Here is a 17658-nt window from a genome sequence, read left to right on the forward strand (position 1 = left end):
GAATGTAACAATATGAGCCAATCTATTTAGTCATCAGAAAGGACAAAAAGGTTGTCTATTCGAGATAAATACTACCGAGCCCCCATCGAATAAATGTCAGTGATTTGTAAGAGTTAAGTCTGATTTCCATCAGTGCAAACCCTTGTTACATTCTGAATTAATTCACCACATTTTTCTTTCAAAAATCATTGAAACAATAAATATTAAATTGCCATTTCATCAAGTGCACGAAATACCATTTCATCCATATGCCCTTCAAAAATTTGTCGACACACTTTTCGGCGAACCGCCAAACCCGCAATCAATCGTTCGATCGTCAAATGTTTCACATTATTTTGACCATTAAACAACTCAACTGTCTTACTTAGGGTTTCATACGGGATAGGATCATCTTCAACTCTTAACCAATCAAGCTTGTCAATGAACTCTGAACACTCCTCTTTGATTGAGGCATAGGAATGCCCTGTCATCGCAGATAAAGCCGTTATACTGCGTTCTAGAGCCTCTGGAGAGGTATATTTAGACAAGGTTATGGTTATCTCGTCTGCGTTGATCTCAACTAGGTGTTTTTTCTGTTTGACTCTGCGACCCAAATTGCCACGCGGAGACGGTGCTTTGCGTTGAATCGGCTCAAATTCGCCGTCTATGATGCCTGACAGCTCGTCTAACTGTTGTCTGGTGACCAACTCATTACGCAGAGGGTTTGGCAGCGTAGGCGCCATATTGCGCTTACCCGCATTGGTTGTACGCGCACGTGAATAACGAAGAACCTCTTCAACATCACATTTGATATCCACTTGGTAATCCATCACTTTGCCATTTTCGATTACCGTTTCGATCGTCAGGTGATAACCCCACAAATTGACGACGAAGAGATCCTCTGTCCCTTTACCATCCGATAACCGTTTGAGTTCACGGATCAAATCCATAGAAAAACGACGCCATTCAATGTTTCGGGCTAATTTTTGGTTCAACTCGCTTAATAACATGCAATCTGTATGTCTACGAACCATGCGACTTCGGAAATACGAATATAGCTGGAAGACAAGCGTGTGTTGTTTCAAAATTTCTGGAGGAAACAAGAAGAAATAATCACGAGTAAGCAGTTCTTCGTAGAATGATGGCTCCCAAACCAAAATATACAGATTTGGCTTAATGCGAATTTCACCATCCGCCCCCTCTACTGGAGCTTCTTCTGAAGCCGTGATGGTGCGCGCAATAAATCGGAACCGATCACTCTTAAAACCCTCAGGCATATTTTCACTTAACCAACGACCTGTCAGTTCGTGCAATTGAAAATCCGTAAATTCGATACGATCAATGCTATCTCGAATGGAGTCACGTGCTGGGCCACTGTCTTTCTTACCACGTAACGACAAAATATCCGTGATGTACAGTGGCGTTTTATTTGGTACGTGAACAGAATCCATTTGATACTGATCTTTGTGATGATCGTGGTATTGAACCGTCAAGGTAAACAAGGCAAATAACGTCATGAGATCATCAACCGTCATGATATTTTTTGACGATCGTGTTTCTATCACCGCTTTGGTGCCGGAGATCGAGACCATAGACTTTTGATAACTTTTACGCGTTCGTGGGGGCGCAAGTGCTTGATCAATGATCCCGGCCCAATTGGTTGGTGAGACAATAAATTGATCCGCTTCATCTTTCATCATCGGCGGCGTATTAAGACCGTGCTCATTGAGCAAGCGTTTATTCACTTGCGTTTGAGCGAGTGCTTTAGAGCGTTTTTGTTTTTCACTTTGACGCACTTTTTCGGTTACTAGACTTGTGGCACCAAGGACGGAGATGAGTTGGTTTGGATTAACAAACTTGTGTAGCATGGTTTTTCCCGCCAAGCCCTCTTCAAAACGAACAGGCGTTTGCGTAAATAATCCGATATTAACTGCCGCTCGAAGCCTTTGTTGCAATGCTGCTCGAGTTAATTGGCCATCTGTCGCTCCCACAATTTCGGTTGTTGAAACGAAACCATCTTTGCTACTGAATCCGCGGAGTGAAATTAAATTCAGCAATTCCAAGATGCTTTTAGTTACCCCTTTGAAGTGCTGGTATTGTTCTACCCAATCGGCAGAAGATTCACTTACTTCAAAAAGGTGCCCATCCTTATGGCTTCTTGGCGCTTTAATAAGAATTTTTTCATTGCCCGTCATTTTAGATCCAGATCACACTAACCGTAGTTTTGCTATAGTTCCGAAGAATAAAGAAAAACAGATCATAAATAAAGAAAAAATCTTTGTTTTTTAATAACTGATCTTTTTGATTAATCTGATCTTAATTGATTATATGATCTAATGATCTGGTTAGTTTTTTGAGTGTAACTATTTGTTTTTAATTGATATATTTTTAGTTACTCTCGGAAGTATGATCATGTAAAGACTGAAACAATGATCAAATGATTCGAGAAAGCATGATCATAAAATGCCGTAAGCATGATCATTAAGCACATGAAAAGATGATCAAAACAGTATTGAAACGATGATCATCATATTTATACAACTTATCCACAGATATGGATGAGTTAAGTGATAAAACGTTTCGTCATGATCGTGATTGCCAATTATTTTACACCCGGATCGATGATCAAGTGAGAAGAATTTTGGGCCATATTCATTAAATCTGTTCGGAAATCCATCGGGTGGTGAAAGTTTATCCATAATATGTTGTTTTCACTCACGTCACGCGATGATATGTAAATTGGCGGAAGCATGATCATCAATGTACAGATGTCATTTTAATTTTTGATGGTTTCATCGTTCCGATGGCAACCGCTGTTTTTTTCGCTCAATGCCCAGTCTATCTGCATTCTACCGTAACTTTCCCATCAAAAAGCATGCTTCCGAGAGATATTTCCACTTGATCATTTTTCCGTGAAATGGATCGAGTGGAAATCAACGGTTTGTCGAGTGCTTTTTCATTGTTCTCCCTTGATCATGCTTTCCTATTTTAGTTTTAAGCGGAAGAATGATCAGGGAACGCTCTTGATCATTCTTCCGAGAGTATTATGTCTTTTTTGAGAATATCTTACCGGATGCATGATCATGGTTACTGATTCGCAACTTACATTCTCTTGTCATTTACGCAAGAAATTTTATTCTAGGTTGAACTCACACTTTCCGTAATTTAGTGATGTTTTATAATCGTTCCGCAAATATTGCTAATTTACATTGTAAATGAGTGACACTGTAACCCTTGAAATGTGTTCAAGTTTTTGGAGTGTTGTTCAAAGAAAAATGAACTGATTTTGATATGTTTTGACCAATTATTCACAAAACTGGAGTTTGTCGCTGTTTTTTATGTGATAGCTATTCAAAATGTATGTTCACCTTTTTGTTGTTTTAGAATTGCAGTGCTGTACAATTGAAAGTAGATATCCTTCCAACGGAATGTGGCATGAAAAGAGAAAAAACGATTGAAAATCTCCAAGAGTTAGCAGAACTGACACAGCAGGTTCAAGCTGACCGTATCGAGATTGTTTTGGAAGAGCGCAGTGATAACTACTTCCCACCAATGTCTAAAGCAATGATGGAAACCCGCTCTGGATTAACGCGCCGTAAACTCGACGACGCTATTGGCAAGATGGAAGCACAAGGCCATCAATTTACAAAGAATAACGCCAACCATTATTCGATTACGCTTGAAGAAGCACACATGCTAATGGATGCAGCAGAAGTGCCTAAGTTCCATGAACGTAAGAAAAACTCTGAAAACAAACCGTGGATCATCAACGTACAAAACCAAAAAGGCGGTACGGGAAAATCGATGACTGCAGTACATTTGGCTGCTTGCTTGGCGCTAAATTTGGATAAACGTTACCGCATTTGTTTGATTGACCTTGACCCTCAAGGTTCTTTACGTTTATTCCTAAACCCACAAATCAGTGTAGCCGAACATGACAACATCTATTCAGCGGTTGATATCATGCTGGGCAACGTACCTGATGGTGTAGAGATTGATCGCGAATTCCTACATAAAAATGTATTGCTCCCAACACAATATCCGAACTTGAAGTCGATTTCTGCATTCCCAGAAGACGCAATGTTCAACGCGGAAGCGTGGCAAACATTGTCTGAAGACCCATCGCTTGACATCGTTCGTCTGCTTAAAGAGCAGTTGATTGACAAGATTGCGAATGACTTCGACGTTATCATGATAGATACCGGTCCACACGTAGACCCGCTAGTATGGAATGCAATGTATGCATCTAATGCGTTACTTATTCCTTGTGCAGCGAAGCGTCTAGACTGGGCGTCAACAGTCAACTTCTTCCAGCATCTGCCTACAGTTTACGAGATGTTCCCTGAAGATTGGAATGGTCTTGAATTTGTTCGTCTGATGCCAACCATGTTTGAAGACGATAACAAGAAGCAAGTTTCTGTTCTGACTGAAATGAACTATCTTCTAGGTGACCAAGTTATGATGGCAACCATTCCTCGTAGTCGCGCATTCGAAACCTGTGCTGACACCTACAGCACGGTGTTTGACTTGACGGTTGGCGACTTTGAAGGTGGTAAGAAAACACTCGCAACTGCACAAGATGCGGTACACAAGAGCGCACTAGAATTAGAGCGCGTATTGCACTCAAACTGGCCGTCATTGAATCAGGGGTAATGAATAAATGGCATTGAAAACGTCTGAATTAAACGCGAAATTATTTGGTAAAACTAATAAGCGTCGTGTTGCGACACCTCAAGAAGCGCAAACGGCAGTAAAAGATAAAGCACAAACCATCGAACTTGCCGTCGCGGGCGAGAACACGGTGCAATTTGAATTGGTTCGTATCCCAGCGGCTAAAGTTGTAACGGACACCACGGTATTTGCAGAAAATGCTCGCGAACAGTCTTTCCTAAATGAGCACGCCTTATCGGATGTGTTGGTGACGTTGAAAGAACGCGGTCAGCAATATCCAGCAGTGGGTCGCCGCACTGAAGATGGCAAGATTGAAGTGTTAGATGGCAGTCGCCGTCGCATGTCTTGTATCTTAGCGGGACAGGATTTCTTGGTTTATGTTGGTGATGGCATCAACACGAACCATGCAAAGTTCTTGTCTGACGTAGCAAATGCGCATAAACCTTTATCTCTATATGAGAAAGGTAAAGAGATGCAAGCAAAGCTGGAAAGTGGTGAAGCGGAAGATCAAAAAGCACTAGCAAAAATGTTTCAGTGCAGTGAGGCGCTAGTCAGTGGCGCACTAAAAGCGGCGGCTTTGCCTCTTGAATTGTTACAAGCATACCCGAATGTTGGCGATCTAGGACGTCCAACCATCGTAAAACTGCACAAACAATTTTCATCTCTGAGCGCGGATCACAAACAAAATCTACTGGATAAATGCCGTACTTCTGAGGGCTATTTGTGGCAACGCAGTAACGCGCAAGGGGTCGCTCGTTTAACAAAAGAAGTAACGGAAAGCCTTGAAAGTTGGATTGAAGAACTGGCACCGGCAAAACCCGCGAATAAAGTAGAAAAAGTGGATTTGGTAAAAGGCCGAGCAAGTTACAGCCGTAAAGGGAGTAATCTAGCGTTGAACCTTAAGAAAGTCGACGATGCATTGATGGAAGAAATCCTCGCTTTCGTTGAAAGTAAAATGCACTAATTATCGCATTTTCTATAAACCGCCTTCGGGCGGTTTTTTTATTTGTGATATCAGGCTATTGAGCGCTAGCCTTATTCAACGATCATCAACCACTTCAGATAACCTACTTTTGAGATATGGTAATATAGTGTCAGTTCAACATTGGATAGACACGATGCACATACATTCTCAGTTTCTTTCTCAAATCCAAACTCAATCTCAATTAGCGTTTCAACGAACAGGGGTCGTTGTGTACGGAGATACGTCTTGGCAAAACACATTGATTGCTGACTTTTATCATAGTCAAACTAAACAAACTTGGTTTTGTGTTGGCGAATGGTCACTCGATAATGCGCATTGTGTGTTGGCTAAACAAGGACATCGTTTATTAGGTCTTGAGTGTGATGTGTTGCTGTTTGATGCAAGGAAAGACTTCGATGCCAATAGCTTCACCGCCGCACTTGGGGCATTAGTTGGCGGCGGGATCCTTATCGTAGTTGCTGACAAGGCCAAACGCAATAACGCAGCAGAACAATGGATGCAGACCCAGTGGCAAAAGTTGGTCGTTATTGAGCAAAATAAACCTTTGCCTGAACTTCCCGAATTATCAATTGCCGACAAAAACGCACGATTTTCTGAGCAGAGTGATGCGATTGAACTCATTGAAAAAGTCGTAACTGGCCATCGCAAGCGCCCGCTTGTACTCACCGCAGATCGTGGCCGGGGAAAGAGCAGCGCTTTGGGTATCGCGAGCGCACAGTTGATGTTAGATAAACCGTTGCGTATTTTGTTAACTGCACCATCTATAAACGCAGTAGAGCCTGTTTTTCAACACGCGTTGCGTTTGTTAAGCGAAGCGCAGCGGCTTAGAAAAGATAGGTTAGATTTCGGCCTAGGCTATATTCAATTTATCGCGCCCGACGAATTGCTTTCCTCTCTACCAACCTGCGACTTGCTGTTGGTTGATGAAGCGGCGGCAATCCCGGTTCCTATGCTCAAGCAGATCACAGAGCATTATCACCGTTTGGTATTTGCCAGCACAGTTCACGGTTATGAGGGCTGTGGTCGGGGCTTTACGTTGAAGTTTGTTGAATGGCTGAACAAGCAAAGACCAGGGATGAAAATATGTCATCTGAAACAACCAATCCGCTGGGGAAACCAGGATAACTTAGAAGCGTGGTTGTATGACGCATTTGTATTAAACACTGACCTTGTCGGCATTGATTCTATCGAACTCGGTAACGTTACCTTGATTAAACTTGATAAGTCAGAGCTTATTTCTAAGCCGTCTGTTTTGAAATCGTGTTTCTCGTTGCTGGTCAATGCCCATTATCAAACTTCGCCTAATGATTTATTACATCTCCTTCAGGACACAAGTAGTGATGTTTATATTGCACAACATAACAATGACATTGTCGGCGTCCTACTGACTGTTGAAGAGGGCGCGTTAGACGATGGTGTAATCCAGGACGTACAACTTGGGAAGCGTCGTCCTCGGGGACACCTGACGCCGGTAACGATCGCGAGTCAATTGGGCTTTCCACACATCGCTAAATTGTCATCGCTACGAATTATGCGAATTGCGGTTCACCCATCAGTACAGGGGCAGGGGATTGGCCAGAAAATCTTGGAGCAACTGCATCAGTCTGTTGCTTCACATATTTCTTATTTGTCTACTAGCTTTGGTGCGACAACTGAGCTGGTTCAGTTTTGGGGGGAGGCAGGATTCCAATCTATTCGTTTAGGCACTATGCGTGATGCGGCGAGTGGGAGTTATTCCTTATTGATGGTTCGGCCGTGTGGGATAAACGCCCAACCTTGGATTGGTGAACTGCAGTCTTTATTTGAAGAGATGCTCTCCCTTAGCGTCAGTCACGTCTATCCTAAACTTGAACCATCACTCTTACGCACATTATTACAACAAGTCAGTGTTCCGCGACCGTTCAATCTTGCGAAGCTCGAATTAATAAAGTGTTATTCGCAAGGCGGTTCTAGTTACGAGTCCGTTAGTCTGTGGATTCAACAATGGTTACTAAACAATGGCATGATTGGTGTATCTGACTTCGTGGTCAGTAAAGTGTTCCTTAACTTGAGTTGGAACGAATGTGCTATGCAATATGGTTTCACTGGCCGAAAACAAATCGAAGCTCAACTTAGAAAAGAACTTCAAACGTTAATCGGCCAATTTACAGTGTAAACAAAGAATCAATACACGATTTACACTGTAAAGTGACAGTATTAGAAAGGGAGAGTTTACACTGTAAATTCTCCCTTTTTTTGGTTCAACGTTTATCAAGTGTGTAGAAATGAATTGCCCTAACCAGACAAGCTTTTAATGACGCAATTTACACTGTAAAGGCAAATAACAATTGAATGATAAATGGTGAACGCGTCTGGTTAGAATGGGGCACTGGCGGTGCACGATGGTTGTAGCACGAGACAATAGGACACGAACGATAACGATAATCGAGAACGCAAGTGAAGAGTGAGATGTGTTCGGTTGTGAAGCGTTGTTTAGTGATGAGGACCGGATTCTTAGATTGGTCAGGTTTGTTCAATCGACATCTTTAGATAGACTGAATCAAATGGCGATTATTGAGATGGTCTATATATGTGGAAGTTGTGTCTTGAGTGGTCCGAAGACAAAAAAACGATCTATGCTCGAATTCCAGGAGATATTGAGCTGGGTGTTGAGCTTGAGGCAAAAGAGCTCTCTGAGCAACTTGCCGAATGAATGCCGAGGACGCATTTGTTGAACAAAGCGAAGTCCTAAGATTCATCAATTGTGCTCGAGACCGAAAATCTGAAGCATACGAGGGAATAGCAATAGCGCGAATAAAAAATGCGTACGTTGACGTTGAACTCTCAGACAATGATATGCTTGCCACTATGCACGTAACGGGAGCCTATGGCGGAAGAGGCGTTCGTGGTCCTGAAATTATTCAAGCCCTTACACAAGCTCGAGTGTCGAAAGGCATCAATAAATTGGCGTTAAAAAAAGTGCTCGTTGTCAGTTGCCAACTCAAACCTGGTGAAGTTTTTTCTCAACCCGTTGCGATTGGCAAGGCGCCTATTAAAGGTTGTGATGCGATATTCACGCCTTTAGTTAAAGACATCACCAAACGTATCTTAAGACCTCAAGGTGGGCAGTCACCAAGCGACAAAATTGATCTCCGTAATTTAGGCGAAACCATTGCGGTCAATGTGGGGGACGAGCTCATGCGTCGCACTCCTGCTACAAAAGGAATTTCGGGTTATACCGTCCAGGGACGAGTTATCCCTCCTCAGGCAGGTAAAGATAGTGCGCTCAAGGTTGGGAAAGGGACGCAAATTAGTCCATCAGATCCAAACCTGCTTGTTGCAGCACAATCAGGCACTCCGCTCATTAAAGATAAAACCATTGAAGTAGACAATGCGCTGTGTCTGAACAACGTGGGCGTAAATACCGGCCATATCAAATTTAAAGGTAATGTGATTATTGGTGGGAACATTGAGTCGGGTATGGTTGTTAAGGCTACGGGTTCAATTACGGTTGGCGGTTTCATTGAATCAGCCGATGTACAGGCGGAGGGTGACATTCAGGTTGGTAAAGGCATCATCGGCCATACGGTGAGTGATGGTCAACCAAAGAGTTGCCATGTTCGTACTAAAGGAGTCATTCGTGCGAGTTACGCTCAATACAGTGAGTTAGTATCTTGCCAAGACGTTTTGCTTTCGGTACATAGTATGAACAACGATATTAAATGTGGTCGAAATTTAATAGTACTTGATGCCAGCGGAAGAAATGGGACACTCAGTGGTGGTGAGGCAAAGGTTGGTGGCAAAGTGATTTGTTCGCAACTTGGCGTAGAGGGCGACACGGCGACAAAAATTGAAGCGTTTAGTCGCTATGCTGCCTACCGACATCGCATTGCAGAGCTTAAAAATGCGTATAAATTAGCGCAAGAAGAGACGATGAGTGTCATCCGTAAAGAGCTAGAATTTAAAAAGCGACCAAAAGAAGAGCGAACGAATGAAGAACAAGCCCAAATTGATTCGCTCAAGCTTCAAAATAACAAGCAGCTAGAAGATGGTAAGCACAAGCTCGAACTGACTGAGAATGAGTTTCAGATAGCGCTAGAGGAAAACATCGTTGATGTGAAAGATCGTATCTATTCTCGTGTTACCGTCCAATTTGCTGACGATTTTATTACGACAAAACGCTCTCATGGTAGCTGCACATTTCGCTTTAATCAGTATGAGATTAAGTTTTCTGCTGGACTGGAAGAGGAAGACATTGCTGTTTAGAAGAATTCGTAAATCAAAGCAAAGCATAGGCATGTGACAGATTGACCACCAGTACGCACGTGGTTGCTGGCGGTCGAGGTGTTTGGCGGCTTTAGTTTTTTAAAATGTGGTTCTGGTAGTAATTGCTAAGTGAAGCAACATCACCACTGCACATGATGGAAACCGCTTGTTTGATGTCTTCAAGTGGCCAATCCCACCATTTTATTCTTAATAGTATGTCGATAGATTCTTCATCAAACCGGCGACGGACGATATGGTTATGTCCGACAACGATACTGTACGGAGGAACATCTTTGGTTATGACCGCTCGTGCGCCAATTACCGCCCCATCAGCGATGTTCACGCCTGGCATTATCATCGCTTCTGTACCAATCCACACATCGTTACCAATGACGGTATCACCTGAGCGTTCAAAGCCGCTTTGTACGCCTTCACCAAACTGTTCTGGAGAGAAAGGAAACGTCGAGATCCAATCGACTCGATGGCCCTGATTGCCTGCCATCATAAAAGTGGCGCCAGATGCGATAGAACAAAATTTTCCTATGATAAGTTTATCGACTTCACCAAATACGCCACTTTGCCAAGCATCTTGCGTCACGTTATCACCGAGTAAGTAACGAACCGCTTGATCTTCAAAGGACTTACCGTGGTAAAAGCCAGAATAATAGCTGTATTCACCCACAACAATATTTGGGTTAGTCACGTTGTCCTTAATGGTTTGTCCTTCAAGCCAAGTATGAAAAGGATTCATTGGTATTTGCCTTACATTTACTGTTTTTGCAATTGTAACGTGTTTCTATTTTTTGTGTTGGTGAGTTTGGAATGGGTCGCTCAGCTTCTGTCAAATATAGCTTAACTTCATGCATTTTGCTGAGCTATTTACAGTGTAAACCGATGATAAGCAGACGTGGGAGCCATTCATTATGAAAACCAACTGCTATAATCGTCTGATAAAAAACGATTTGTAGATAAGATTACTTGGCATTGATGCCTTTGTTCACGAAGGAGATCGAAACGTACAATGAATTTGAAAACATACTCAGTGATAGTCTTGGCATCATCCATTACACCCTCTTTGTTCTCTCCTGTAGTGAATGCAGATATTCTACCTGTTGGTGTTGAGCTTGCAAAAGAGCAGCATTTAGTTCGGGCTAATGATGCTGAGGCTGCAACGCTCGATCCTGCAAAAGCAGAGGGGCTTCCTGAAATGCATGTGATCCGCGATCTTTATGAGGGGCTAGTGATTCAAGACCGAGAGGGCAATATCGTACCGGGTGTTGCTCACTCGTGGGAAACAAAAGACAATCAAACGTTTATTTTTCATCTACGTAAAGATGCCAAATGGTCAAATGGCGATGCCGTTACCGCTGATGATTTTGTTTACTCGCTCCGCAGAGCTATTGATCCTAAACTGGGATCACCCAATGTTTGGTATTTAAAACTGACAAAGATTAAAAACTTATCTGACGTTGCTAAAGGAAAGTTGCCGGTTGAAGAATTAGGTGTAACGGCAATAGATGCGCATACTCTTCGTTTTGAGCTTGATAGCAAAGTACCTTACTTTGTTGCAATGACGGGACATACGTCGATGATGCCCGTTCACAAAGCAACTATAGATAATCAAGTTAAACCGTGGAGTGATCCCAAACAATTTGTCGGTAACGGTGCCTTTGTACTTGAACGATGGGTGGTCAACGAGCGTATAGAACTGGTGAAAAACTCGAACTACTGGAATAATACCAACACTTACCTTGATCACGTGACTTACATACCGTTTGAGAATCAAAATGCGGCCATTCATCGGTATGAAGCGGGCGAAGTGGACATGACCTCCGATGTTCCCACTCACCAGGCGAAAAAACTTAAGGCAGCCCATCCACAGGCTTATACATCGGTGCCTTTACTATGTACGTACTACTATGCTTTTAACACGACACGTGCGCCTTTTAATGATGTTCGAGTTCGTCAAGCGGTGTCGTATTCAATGATGCGTGATGTGATTACTAACGGTGTTACTAACGTTGGACACATACCTGCCTATACGTTTGCGCATCAATATACTGCAGGATTTGATGCAGAGCGCCCCGAGTATAGCGAATGGACGCAGAAACAGCGTGATGAAAAAGCCCGTCAGCTTTTACAGCAAGCAGGTTACGATCAGAGTAATCCGTTGAGTTTCACCTTGCTTTACAATACGAGTGAAGCAAACAAATCGATTGCCGTTGCGATTGCATCCATGTTGAAAAACAATCTGGGCGCAAAAGTGGCGCTTGAAAATCAAGAGTGGAAGTCGTATTTGGTTGCACGTAAACAAGGCGACTTTGACATGATGCGCGCATCTTGGTGCGGTGATTACAATGAAGCATCAACGTTTTTGAGTTTACTTCGTACAGAATCGTCCGGTAACTTTGCGCGTTATCAAAGTGACGCTTACGATGACGTAATGAATCGTGCATTGGCTGCGATAAACCAAGAAGATCGTCAACGTCTGTATAATGAAGCTGAACAATTGTTAGCGGTAGACATGCCCATTGCTCCAATCTACTACTTCATGCAAGCACGTTTAGTTCGGCCGAATGTTGGCGGTTTTGCCAAAAATAATGTGGAAGGTCGAATTTATTCGAAAGATCTTTATATGAAGAAATAAAACTGGCAAATAAAAAGCCGATGTTAGGCATCGGCTTTGGTAATGACTAGTTTTACTGCAAGTATTATTTTTTTCTGCGCGTATAAAGTCGCGCTGTCGTTTTGGGTTGTTCAGGTTTGGCTTCTTGTTTTGCTAGTTTTAACACCGCTTTTTGCAGCATCAAGTTGTTTGGGTAAGTGATCAAGTTGCCATTGCCGTGTTTGATCATTACGTGGAACATTCGGATCTCTTGGATTTCACCGCTGATGTCTTCGTCTTTATCTACGACTTTAATGCGGTCACCAACACGATATGGAAAAACGAAGAAAATTAAGAAGCTGGCGGTAATGTTGCTTAAAATCGACCACTGAGCAATAAAGGCAACGCCTAATACGGCAAAGATTGACGATAAGAATAGTGAGACATCGCCATAGCCAATACCGGTTGTAATCGCGAAAAGAGAGATGAATAAAAATAAAAATGCAACGTTAAAGCAGCGTTGGATAAAGCTTAAACGTGCTTTATTCACACCTTTTGACTCCGCCAAATTGAGAATGGCGCGATCAGCGATCTTCTTCAGTATACGATAAGCGATAAAAATGACGACGCCCATCAGCACCTTGTAACCGAATGACCCTGCAGTGAAATATGGACTAATTTGATCTAAGTGGATCCAGTGATTCATGTATTCTACTCAAGAAAACGAACAGGGCGCGATTTATAGCGGATTTTGAATATAATGCAATAAGATCTTTGACTCACTTCTCAACTACGAACTTGCGCCAGACGAAGTTAGCTCTCCTTGTGACTGTCTCCTGCTAATCTATGATTGATATGGACACCAAATGAGAGAGAAGAAATGGAAGAAGATGAAAGAGCCATTATGGGGCTTGTTGCGATCGTGGGCTTTGTATTGTTATGGATATTACTCGAGGAATTCAGCTATTTGGGATTGCTCGAACTCAATAAATAAGCCCCGTAAACAGGTCGTTTAGCGGGGCTTATTTGCTGTAGTATTAACTAGTTAGTTTGTGTTACAAGATGGAGCCAGTTTTGGCCGACTTAGTTTTCAAAGACTTGGTTTTGACCAACTTAGCTTTGACCGACTTAGCTTGCCGCTCTCACTTTCCCTTGCTTCAAGTCTTTTAGCACTTCCACTTTAGGGCCATCTGCGATGATGCTGCCTTTTTCCATTACAATTACACGATCAACCACATCGAGCATGGATGTTTTATGCGTGATAAGTATCAGCGTCTCACTTGGTTTTAATTGCGCTAATTGATGCTTGATTTGCATTTCTGAGCGATTGTCCATAGCACTTGTTGGTTCATCCATCAGGAGAACGGGTGGACGACCTAGAAACGCTCGCGCAATCGATACCGCTTGGCGTTGACCGCCAGATAGCATTGCCCCCCCCTCACCAACTTGACGTTCTAGACCTGCGGGATCCGATTGTGTAAAAGCGGTCACCCCAGCACGGTTGGCCGCATCCATAACATCTCGATCGTCCGTCAGAGGACGACCTAAGGTAATGTTGTCTCGGATAGAACCAAAGAATAGGCTGGAGTCTTGCGGTACACAGCCTATATTGCGCCGTACGTCGACATGATGAAGCTGGTCTATGTCGGTATCATCAATACGAACATGTCCCTCTGTCGGCTGGTATAGACCCATAATGAGACGTTCTAACGTTGTTTTACCTGAGCCAATACGGCCAATAATCGCCACTTTTTCACCAGGGTTGATGGTTAAACTTAGATTCCTAATAGAAGCGACTGGTGCGTCTGGGTAGTGGAACGTTACGCGATCAATTTCCACTTTGCCTTGAACGATTGGTCGGTGGATATAGCGCTTACCTTCTTCTTGTTCATCAGGCATCTCCATCACTTGGTTAATGATGGTCATGGAAGATTTTGCTTGGTTGTAACGGGTTGAGAGCAAAGAGAGTTGAACTAATGGCCCGATAGCACGTCCACTTAACATGGTTGCCGCGATCAAGCCACCCATGGTTAGATCCCCATTGGCAATTAAGTACACACCAAGAATGATCATGCCAACGTTGCTACTTTGTTGCACGAAGCCTGCTGCGTTTTGAATGCTGTCCGTGATGCGTCGGCTCTTGATGTTCCAGTTTGCCATATGCGCCACCGCCTCTTCCCAGCGGTATTGGAATTGGCTTTGCGCACTGAGCATTTTTACGGTTTCAAGTCCAGCCAAGCTTTCGATTAAGTTGGCGTATTTTTGGGAGGCTAAGCGAGAACCCTCTTCGATAGAGCGACGTAGGGGGCCTTGTATCAAATAGGAGTGAATCACTAATATCAGCACGCCAACCATTGGAACGAAAACAAGATCGCCAGCCATCAGCCAGATGATGATTAAGAATAAAATAGCGAATGGTAAATCGATCAGTGCACTGACGGTTGCAGAGGTGAAAAATTCGCGTATAGATTCGAATTCTTGCAAGTGACGAGCAAAGGCTCCGACAGAGGGTGGTTTAGACTCCATCCGAATCCCCATCACCTTACTGAAGAGCTTCGATGAGATTAAAATGTCGGACTTTTTACCTGCCACATCAATAAAGTAGTTGCGCAGAGACTTTAATAAAAAATCAAAAAGAAACACGACAAAAATACCGCTGGCGAGTACCCACAAGGTTTCAAACGCGAGATTCGGTACGACCTTGTCGTAAACCAAGCGAGTGAACATCGGGGCGGCGATGGCAAAGATATTGATTAAGATAGAGGCAATAAGAACGTCACGATAAATGCGTTTCGACTGCCACAAGGTTGACCAGAACCAATGGCCTTCATTTGTCTTGAGCACTTCTGGAGAACGTTCGTCATATCGAAATTGCTTTTTGACTAAAAAGTAACGACCGGTGTATTGCTCAAGTAGATCTTCAAGAGGAATGGATATTGGTACCATCCCGCTCTCAAGTGTGGTGACTTCTGCTTCTTGATTCTCTGTATCAATGCTATTGAGAACACAAGAATCTCCCCCTTTGAGGAGTAAGATTGCCGGCAGAATTAAGCTCGAGATATTCTCTAGATCTGCACGGTTTTCTTTTGCTACCAAGCCCGCTCTTTCTGCGGCTCTTGGTAGCAGAAATGGCGTAAGCCTACCCTCCGAGAGAGGAAGCCCGTTAATCAGGGCTTCCGGTGAGTTCGCTAACCCGAAATAACGGCTAACGTAAATAAGCGAATTCAGTAAAGGGTCTTTCATCCGTGGTAAACCTTTTAATTCTTGTCAACGATGAAACCTTGGAAAACCTCAACAAAGTGTTCTGTGAGGAAGTCCAACTGAATTTGCGTCTCAACACGCGATGCAATCGTTGTAACACCAAGGTTATGGGCGGTACGAGAGATCGAGGTTAAGGTGAACTTCTGTTTTTCGTCGTGTAAATTGTGGGTGAATAAGTAGTCCAGTTTGACGTAATTCGGGCGGAATTCCTGAATATACTCAAGGGATTGGAAGTTACGTCCGTAGTTGTCTACACCAAACTCAGCACCTGACTGACGCAGAGCATTACATAGCAGTGCGGTATGGTGTGGGTGCTCGATAAAGCATTCTTCTGGGATCTCAAAGTGCAGCATTGGTGCGACTTTCACGTGTTTTTCCAACATGTGTGTCGTCCAGCGAATGAATGAGGGTTGAGCTAAACTGCTTTGGGCAATATTGATCGCAACTGGCTCATTGAGCTCCCCACTTTCTAGCATTTTGATCATCGACTCAATGACAAATTGGTCGAAAATATTGGTCGCTTCAAGCTGTTCAAGAGCGAAGAGGTATTGGTTCGCGCGATACGTCTCACCATCTTTTTCAATGCTTGAGAACACCTCGTTGTGGAACACTTTGCCCCAGGTATTCTTCGCAGACTGAAAACGGAATTTTACCCAACCGCTATGAATGGCTTCTTCAACGAGCGCTTTCCATTGCTGTTTACCCATTAAGCTCGATGGGCTGTCACTGCCAATAAATCCGTAAGATTTTTCTGGTTGTGCTTTCGCTTTCGACAAGGCGTTGTCTACCAATGACAGCACTTCTGAACGCATTTTTACGTCTTTACTGTGTGCCACACCCAATGCCGCTTTTGGTTTTGCCAACCCTGTTGGGTCCGTATTTAGACCATTCACACAGCTCACAATACTTTCGGCAATGATGCGTAATTCGCTTTCATCCATATGCGGGAATAGCAGACCAAACTCATCACTAGATAAACGCGCTATGGTCACTCCTGGAACATCGACGGTATTTTTAAGGCGCTGAGAAAGCTCTTTTACATGCGCATCTGCGCGTTGGTAGTCTTTCGTTTCGTAGATATCACCAATGTATTCTGCATGGAGTAGGGCAATACCACCTTGGGTTTGTTCTGCTAACCATTGATCGACTTGAGTAATATAGAAAGAGCGGTTACCAAGCCCAGAAATCGGGTCTAAGTAAGCTTGTGCTCGCAGACGCTGTGCTTCTTTCGCTTGTTCTTTAAAAGAAAGCTCAATTTGTGCCGACATCATATTAATACCATCGACTACGGCGATAAGATCTTTGGTTTTTGGACGAGTTAGCGGATCACCAAATTGGTTGTTCGCAATGTCGTGCATTTTCTTCACGATGGCGGCCAATGGCTTGAGCGAACGACGCAGAATGTAGGAGATTGATACTAAACCTGCAATAAAGATGACCCCAAATGCGGTTAGTAAGCGGATGAAGCCTTTCCAAAGTTGCTCATAGGCGGCACCTGGATGGCTAATGATTTCTACTTCTGCTAATTGCATCCAACCACTGGTCACGATGCGGGTATCATGAATAGGCCTGAAAAGATTCAGGTCAATAAACCATTGTGGTACATCGCTTGGCTTTACTGGATAAGAGCGTACCACTTGATAGTCAGAATCGAGAGCGGTCAATCGAACGACAGAGTAGGTACTGCCGTCAAATAAGGCATTAATCACTGATTCAACCGCTACCTTATCTTTGTCTTTCAAGTAAGGCGCAAGCGCTAAACCGACGGTATTAATGGTGTTGTTGACCTCTGAACGTTGCTGTTGTTCCAAGCTGTTCCGAGTAGTATTGAATTCGATTACGAATACTGATGTCATCAAGAGTATAAAGACCGTAACCATTCCCACTACAAGCTTTTTATATAGGGTCATGT

At 43.3% G+C, this 17658-nt stretch carries 9 protein-coding genes and 1 pseudogene; 5 read left to right on the forward strand and 5 right to left on the reverse strand.

Annotation, left to right across the window (positions count from 1 at the left end):
- Positions 1–203 precede the first annotated feature (203 nt).
- Entirely contained in the window at positions 204–2174 is a 1971-nt protein-coding gene (locus KHN78_RS19555) for a replication initiator protein RctB domain-containing protein (RefSeq protein WP_211918284.1), read from the reverse strand.
- 1240 nt (positions 2175–3414) lie between these two features.
- On the opposite strand from KHN78_RS19555, the gene KHN78_RS19560 reads away from it, so the two are divergent.
- The 4 genes and pseudogenes from KHN78_RS19560 (at position 3415) to KHN78_RS19575 (ending at position 9880) form a co-directional block, all read left to right on the forward strand.
- Positions 3415–4632, forward strand: a complete 1218-nt coding sequence (locus tag KHN78_RS19560) for an AAA family ATPase (protein WP_128813482.1) — start codon at positions 3415–3417, stop codon at positions 4630–4632.
- Positions 4633–4639: 7 nt separating this feature from the next.
- Positions 4640–5614, forward strand: a complete 975-nt coding sequence (locus KHN78_RS19565; RefSeq protein WP_128813481.1) for a ParB/RepB/Spo0J family partition protein — start codon at positions 4640–4642, stop codon at positions 5612–5614.
- Between the two features lie 154 nt (positions 5615–5768).
- Positions 5769–7790 carry a tRNA(Met) cytidine acetyltransferase TmcA gene (locus KHN78_RS19570; protein ID WP_211918286.1) on the forward strand — a complete coding sequence of 674 codons (2022 nt, stop codon included), beginning with the start codon at positions 5769–5771 and terminating at the stop codon, positions 7788–7790.
- A 414-nt stretch (positions 7791–8204) separates the two neighbouring features.
- Positions 8205–9880: pseudogene (locus tag KHN78_RS19575) on the forward strand (DUF342 domain-containing protein).
- A 91-nt stretch (positions 9881–9971) separates the two neighbouring features.
- On the opposite strand, the gene KHN78_RS19580 reads toward KHN78_RS19575, so the two are convergent.
- Positions 9972–10631 (reverse strand): CatB-related O-acetyltransferase, encoded by a 660-nt coding sequence (locus tag KHN78_RS19580; protein WP_211918289.1) that lies wholly within the window; start codon positions 10629–10631, stop codon positions 9972–9974.
- 270 nt (positions 10632–10901) lie between these two features.
- Between KHN78_RS19580 and KHN78_RS19585 the strand changes: the two genes are divergently transcribed.
- Positions 10902–12527 (forward strand): ABC transporter substrate-binding protein, encoded by a 1626-nt coding sequence (locus KHN78_RS19585; RefSeq protein WP_211918291.1) that lies wholly within the window; start codon positions 10902–10904, stop codon positions 12525–12527.
- A 64-nt stretch (positions 12528–12591) separates the two neighbouring features.
- Here the strand turns inward: KHN78_RS19585 and KHN78_RS19590 are convergent, their stop codons facing one another.
- From KHN78_RS19590 to KHN78_RS19600, 3 genes are all read right to left on the reverse strand, one after another.
- The gene (locus KHN78_RS19590; protein WP_211918293.1) at positions 12592–13191 is read right to left on the reverse strand and encodes a mechanosensitive ion channel family protein; all 600 of its coding nucleotides are present in this window, start codon (positions 13189–13191) and stop codon (positions 12592–12594) included.
- 422 nt (positions 13192–13613) lie between these two features.
- The gene (locus tag KHN78_RS19595; protein WP_211918295.1) at positions 13614–15728 is read right to left on the reverse strand and encodes a type I secretion system permease/ATPase; all 2115 of its coding nucleotides are present in this window, start codon (positions 15726–15728) and stop codon (positions 13614–13616) included.
- Between the two features lie 14 nt (positions 15729–15742).
- Positions 15743–17656 (reverse strand): EAL domain-containing protein, encoded by a 1914-nt coding sequence (locus KHN78_RS19600; protein WP_211918297.1) that lies wholly within the window; start codon positions 17654–17656, stop codon positions 15743–15745.
- Between the last annotated feature and the right edge of the window lie 2 nt (positions 17657–17658).

The organism is Vibrio sp. B1REV9 (assembly GCF_905175395.2).
GTDB classification, from domain to species: Bacteria; Pseudomonadota; Gammaproteobacteria; order Enterobacterales; family Vibrionaceae; genus Vibrio; species Vibrio alfacsensis.

Bases quoted from the DNA above. Each gene is read 5' to 3' on its own strand.
- KHN78_RS19595 (WP_211918295.1), bottom strand. From the start codon at position 15,728: ATGAAAGACCCTTTACTGAATTCGCTTATTTACGTTAGCCGTTATTTC.
- KHN78_RS19555 (WP_211918284.1), bottom strand. From the start codon at position 2,174: ATGACGGGCAATGAAAAAATTCTTATTAAAGCGCCAAGAAGCCATAAG.
- KHN78_RS19590 (WP_211918293.1), bottom strand. From the start codon at position 13,191: ATGAATCACTGGATCCACTTAGATCAAATTAGTCCATATTTCACTGCA.
- KHN78_RS19585 (WP_211918291.1), top strand. From the start codon at position 10,902: ATGAATTTGAAAACATACTCAGTGATAGTCTTGGCATCATCCATTACA.
- KHN78_RS19565 (WP_128813481.1), top strand. From the start codon at position 4,640: ATGGCATTGAAAACGTCTGAATTAAACGCGAAATTATTTGGTAAAACT.
- KHN78_RS19560 (WP_128813482.1), top strand. From the start codon at position 3,415: ATGAAAAGAGAAAAAACGATTGAAAATCTCCAAGAGTTAGCAGAACTG.
- KHN78_RS19570 (WP_211918286.1), top strand. From the start codon at position 5,769: ATGCACATACATTCTCAGTTTCTTTCTCAAATCCAAACTCAATCTCAA.
- KHN78_RS19580 (WP_211918289.1), bottom strand. From the start codon at position 10,631: ATGAATCCTTTTCATACTTGGCTTGAAGGACAAACCATTAAGGACAAC.
- KHN78_RS19600 (WP_211918297.1), bottom strand. From the start codon at position 17,656: ATGACCCTATATAAAAAGCTTGTAGTGGGAATGGTTACGGTCTTTATA.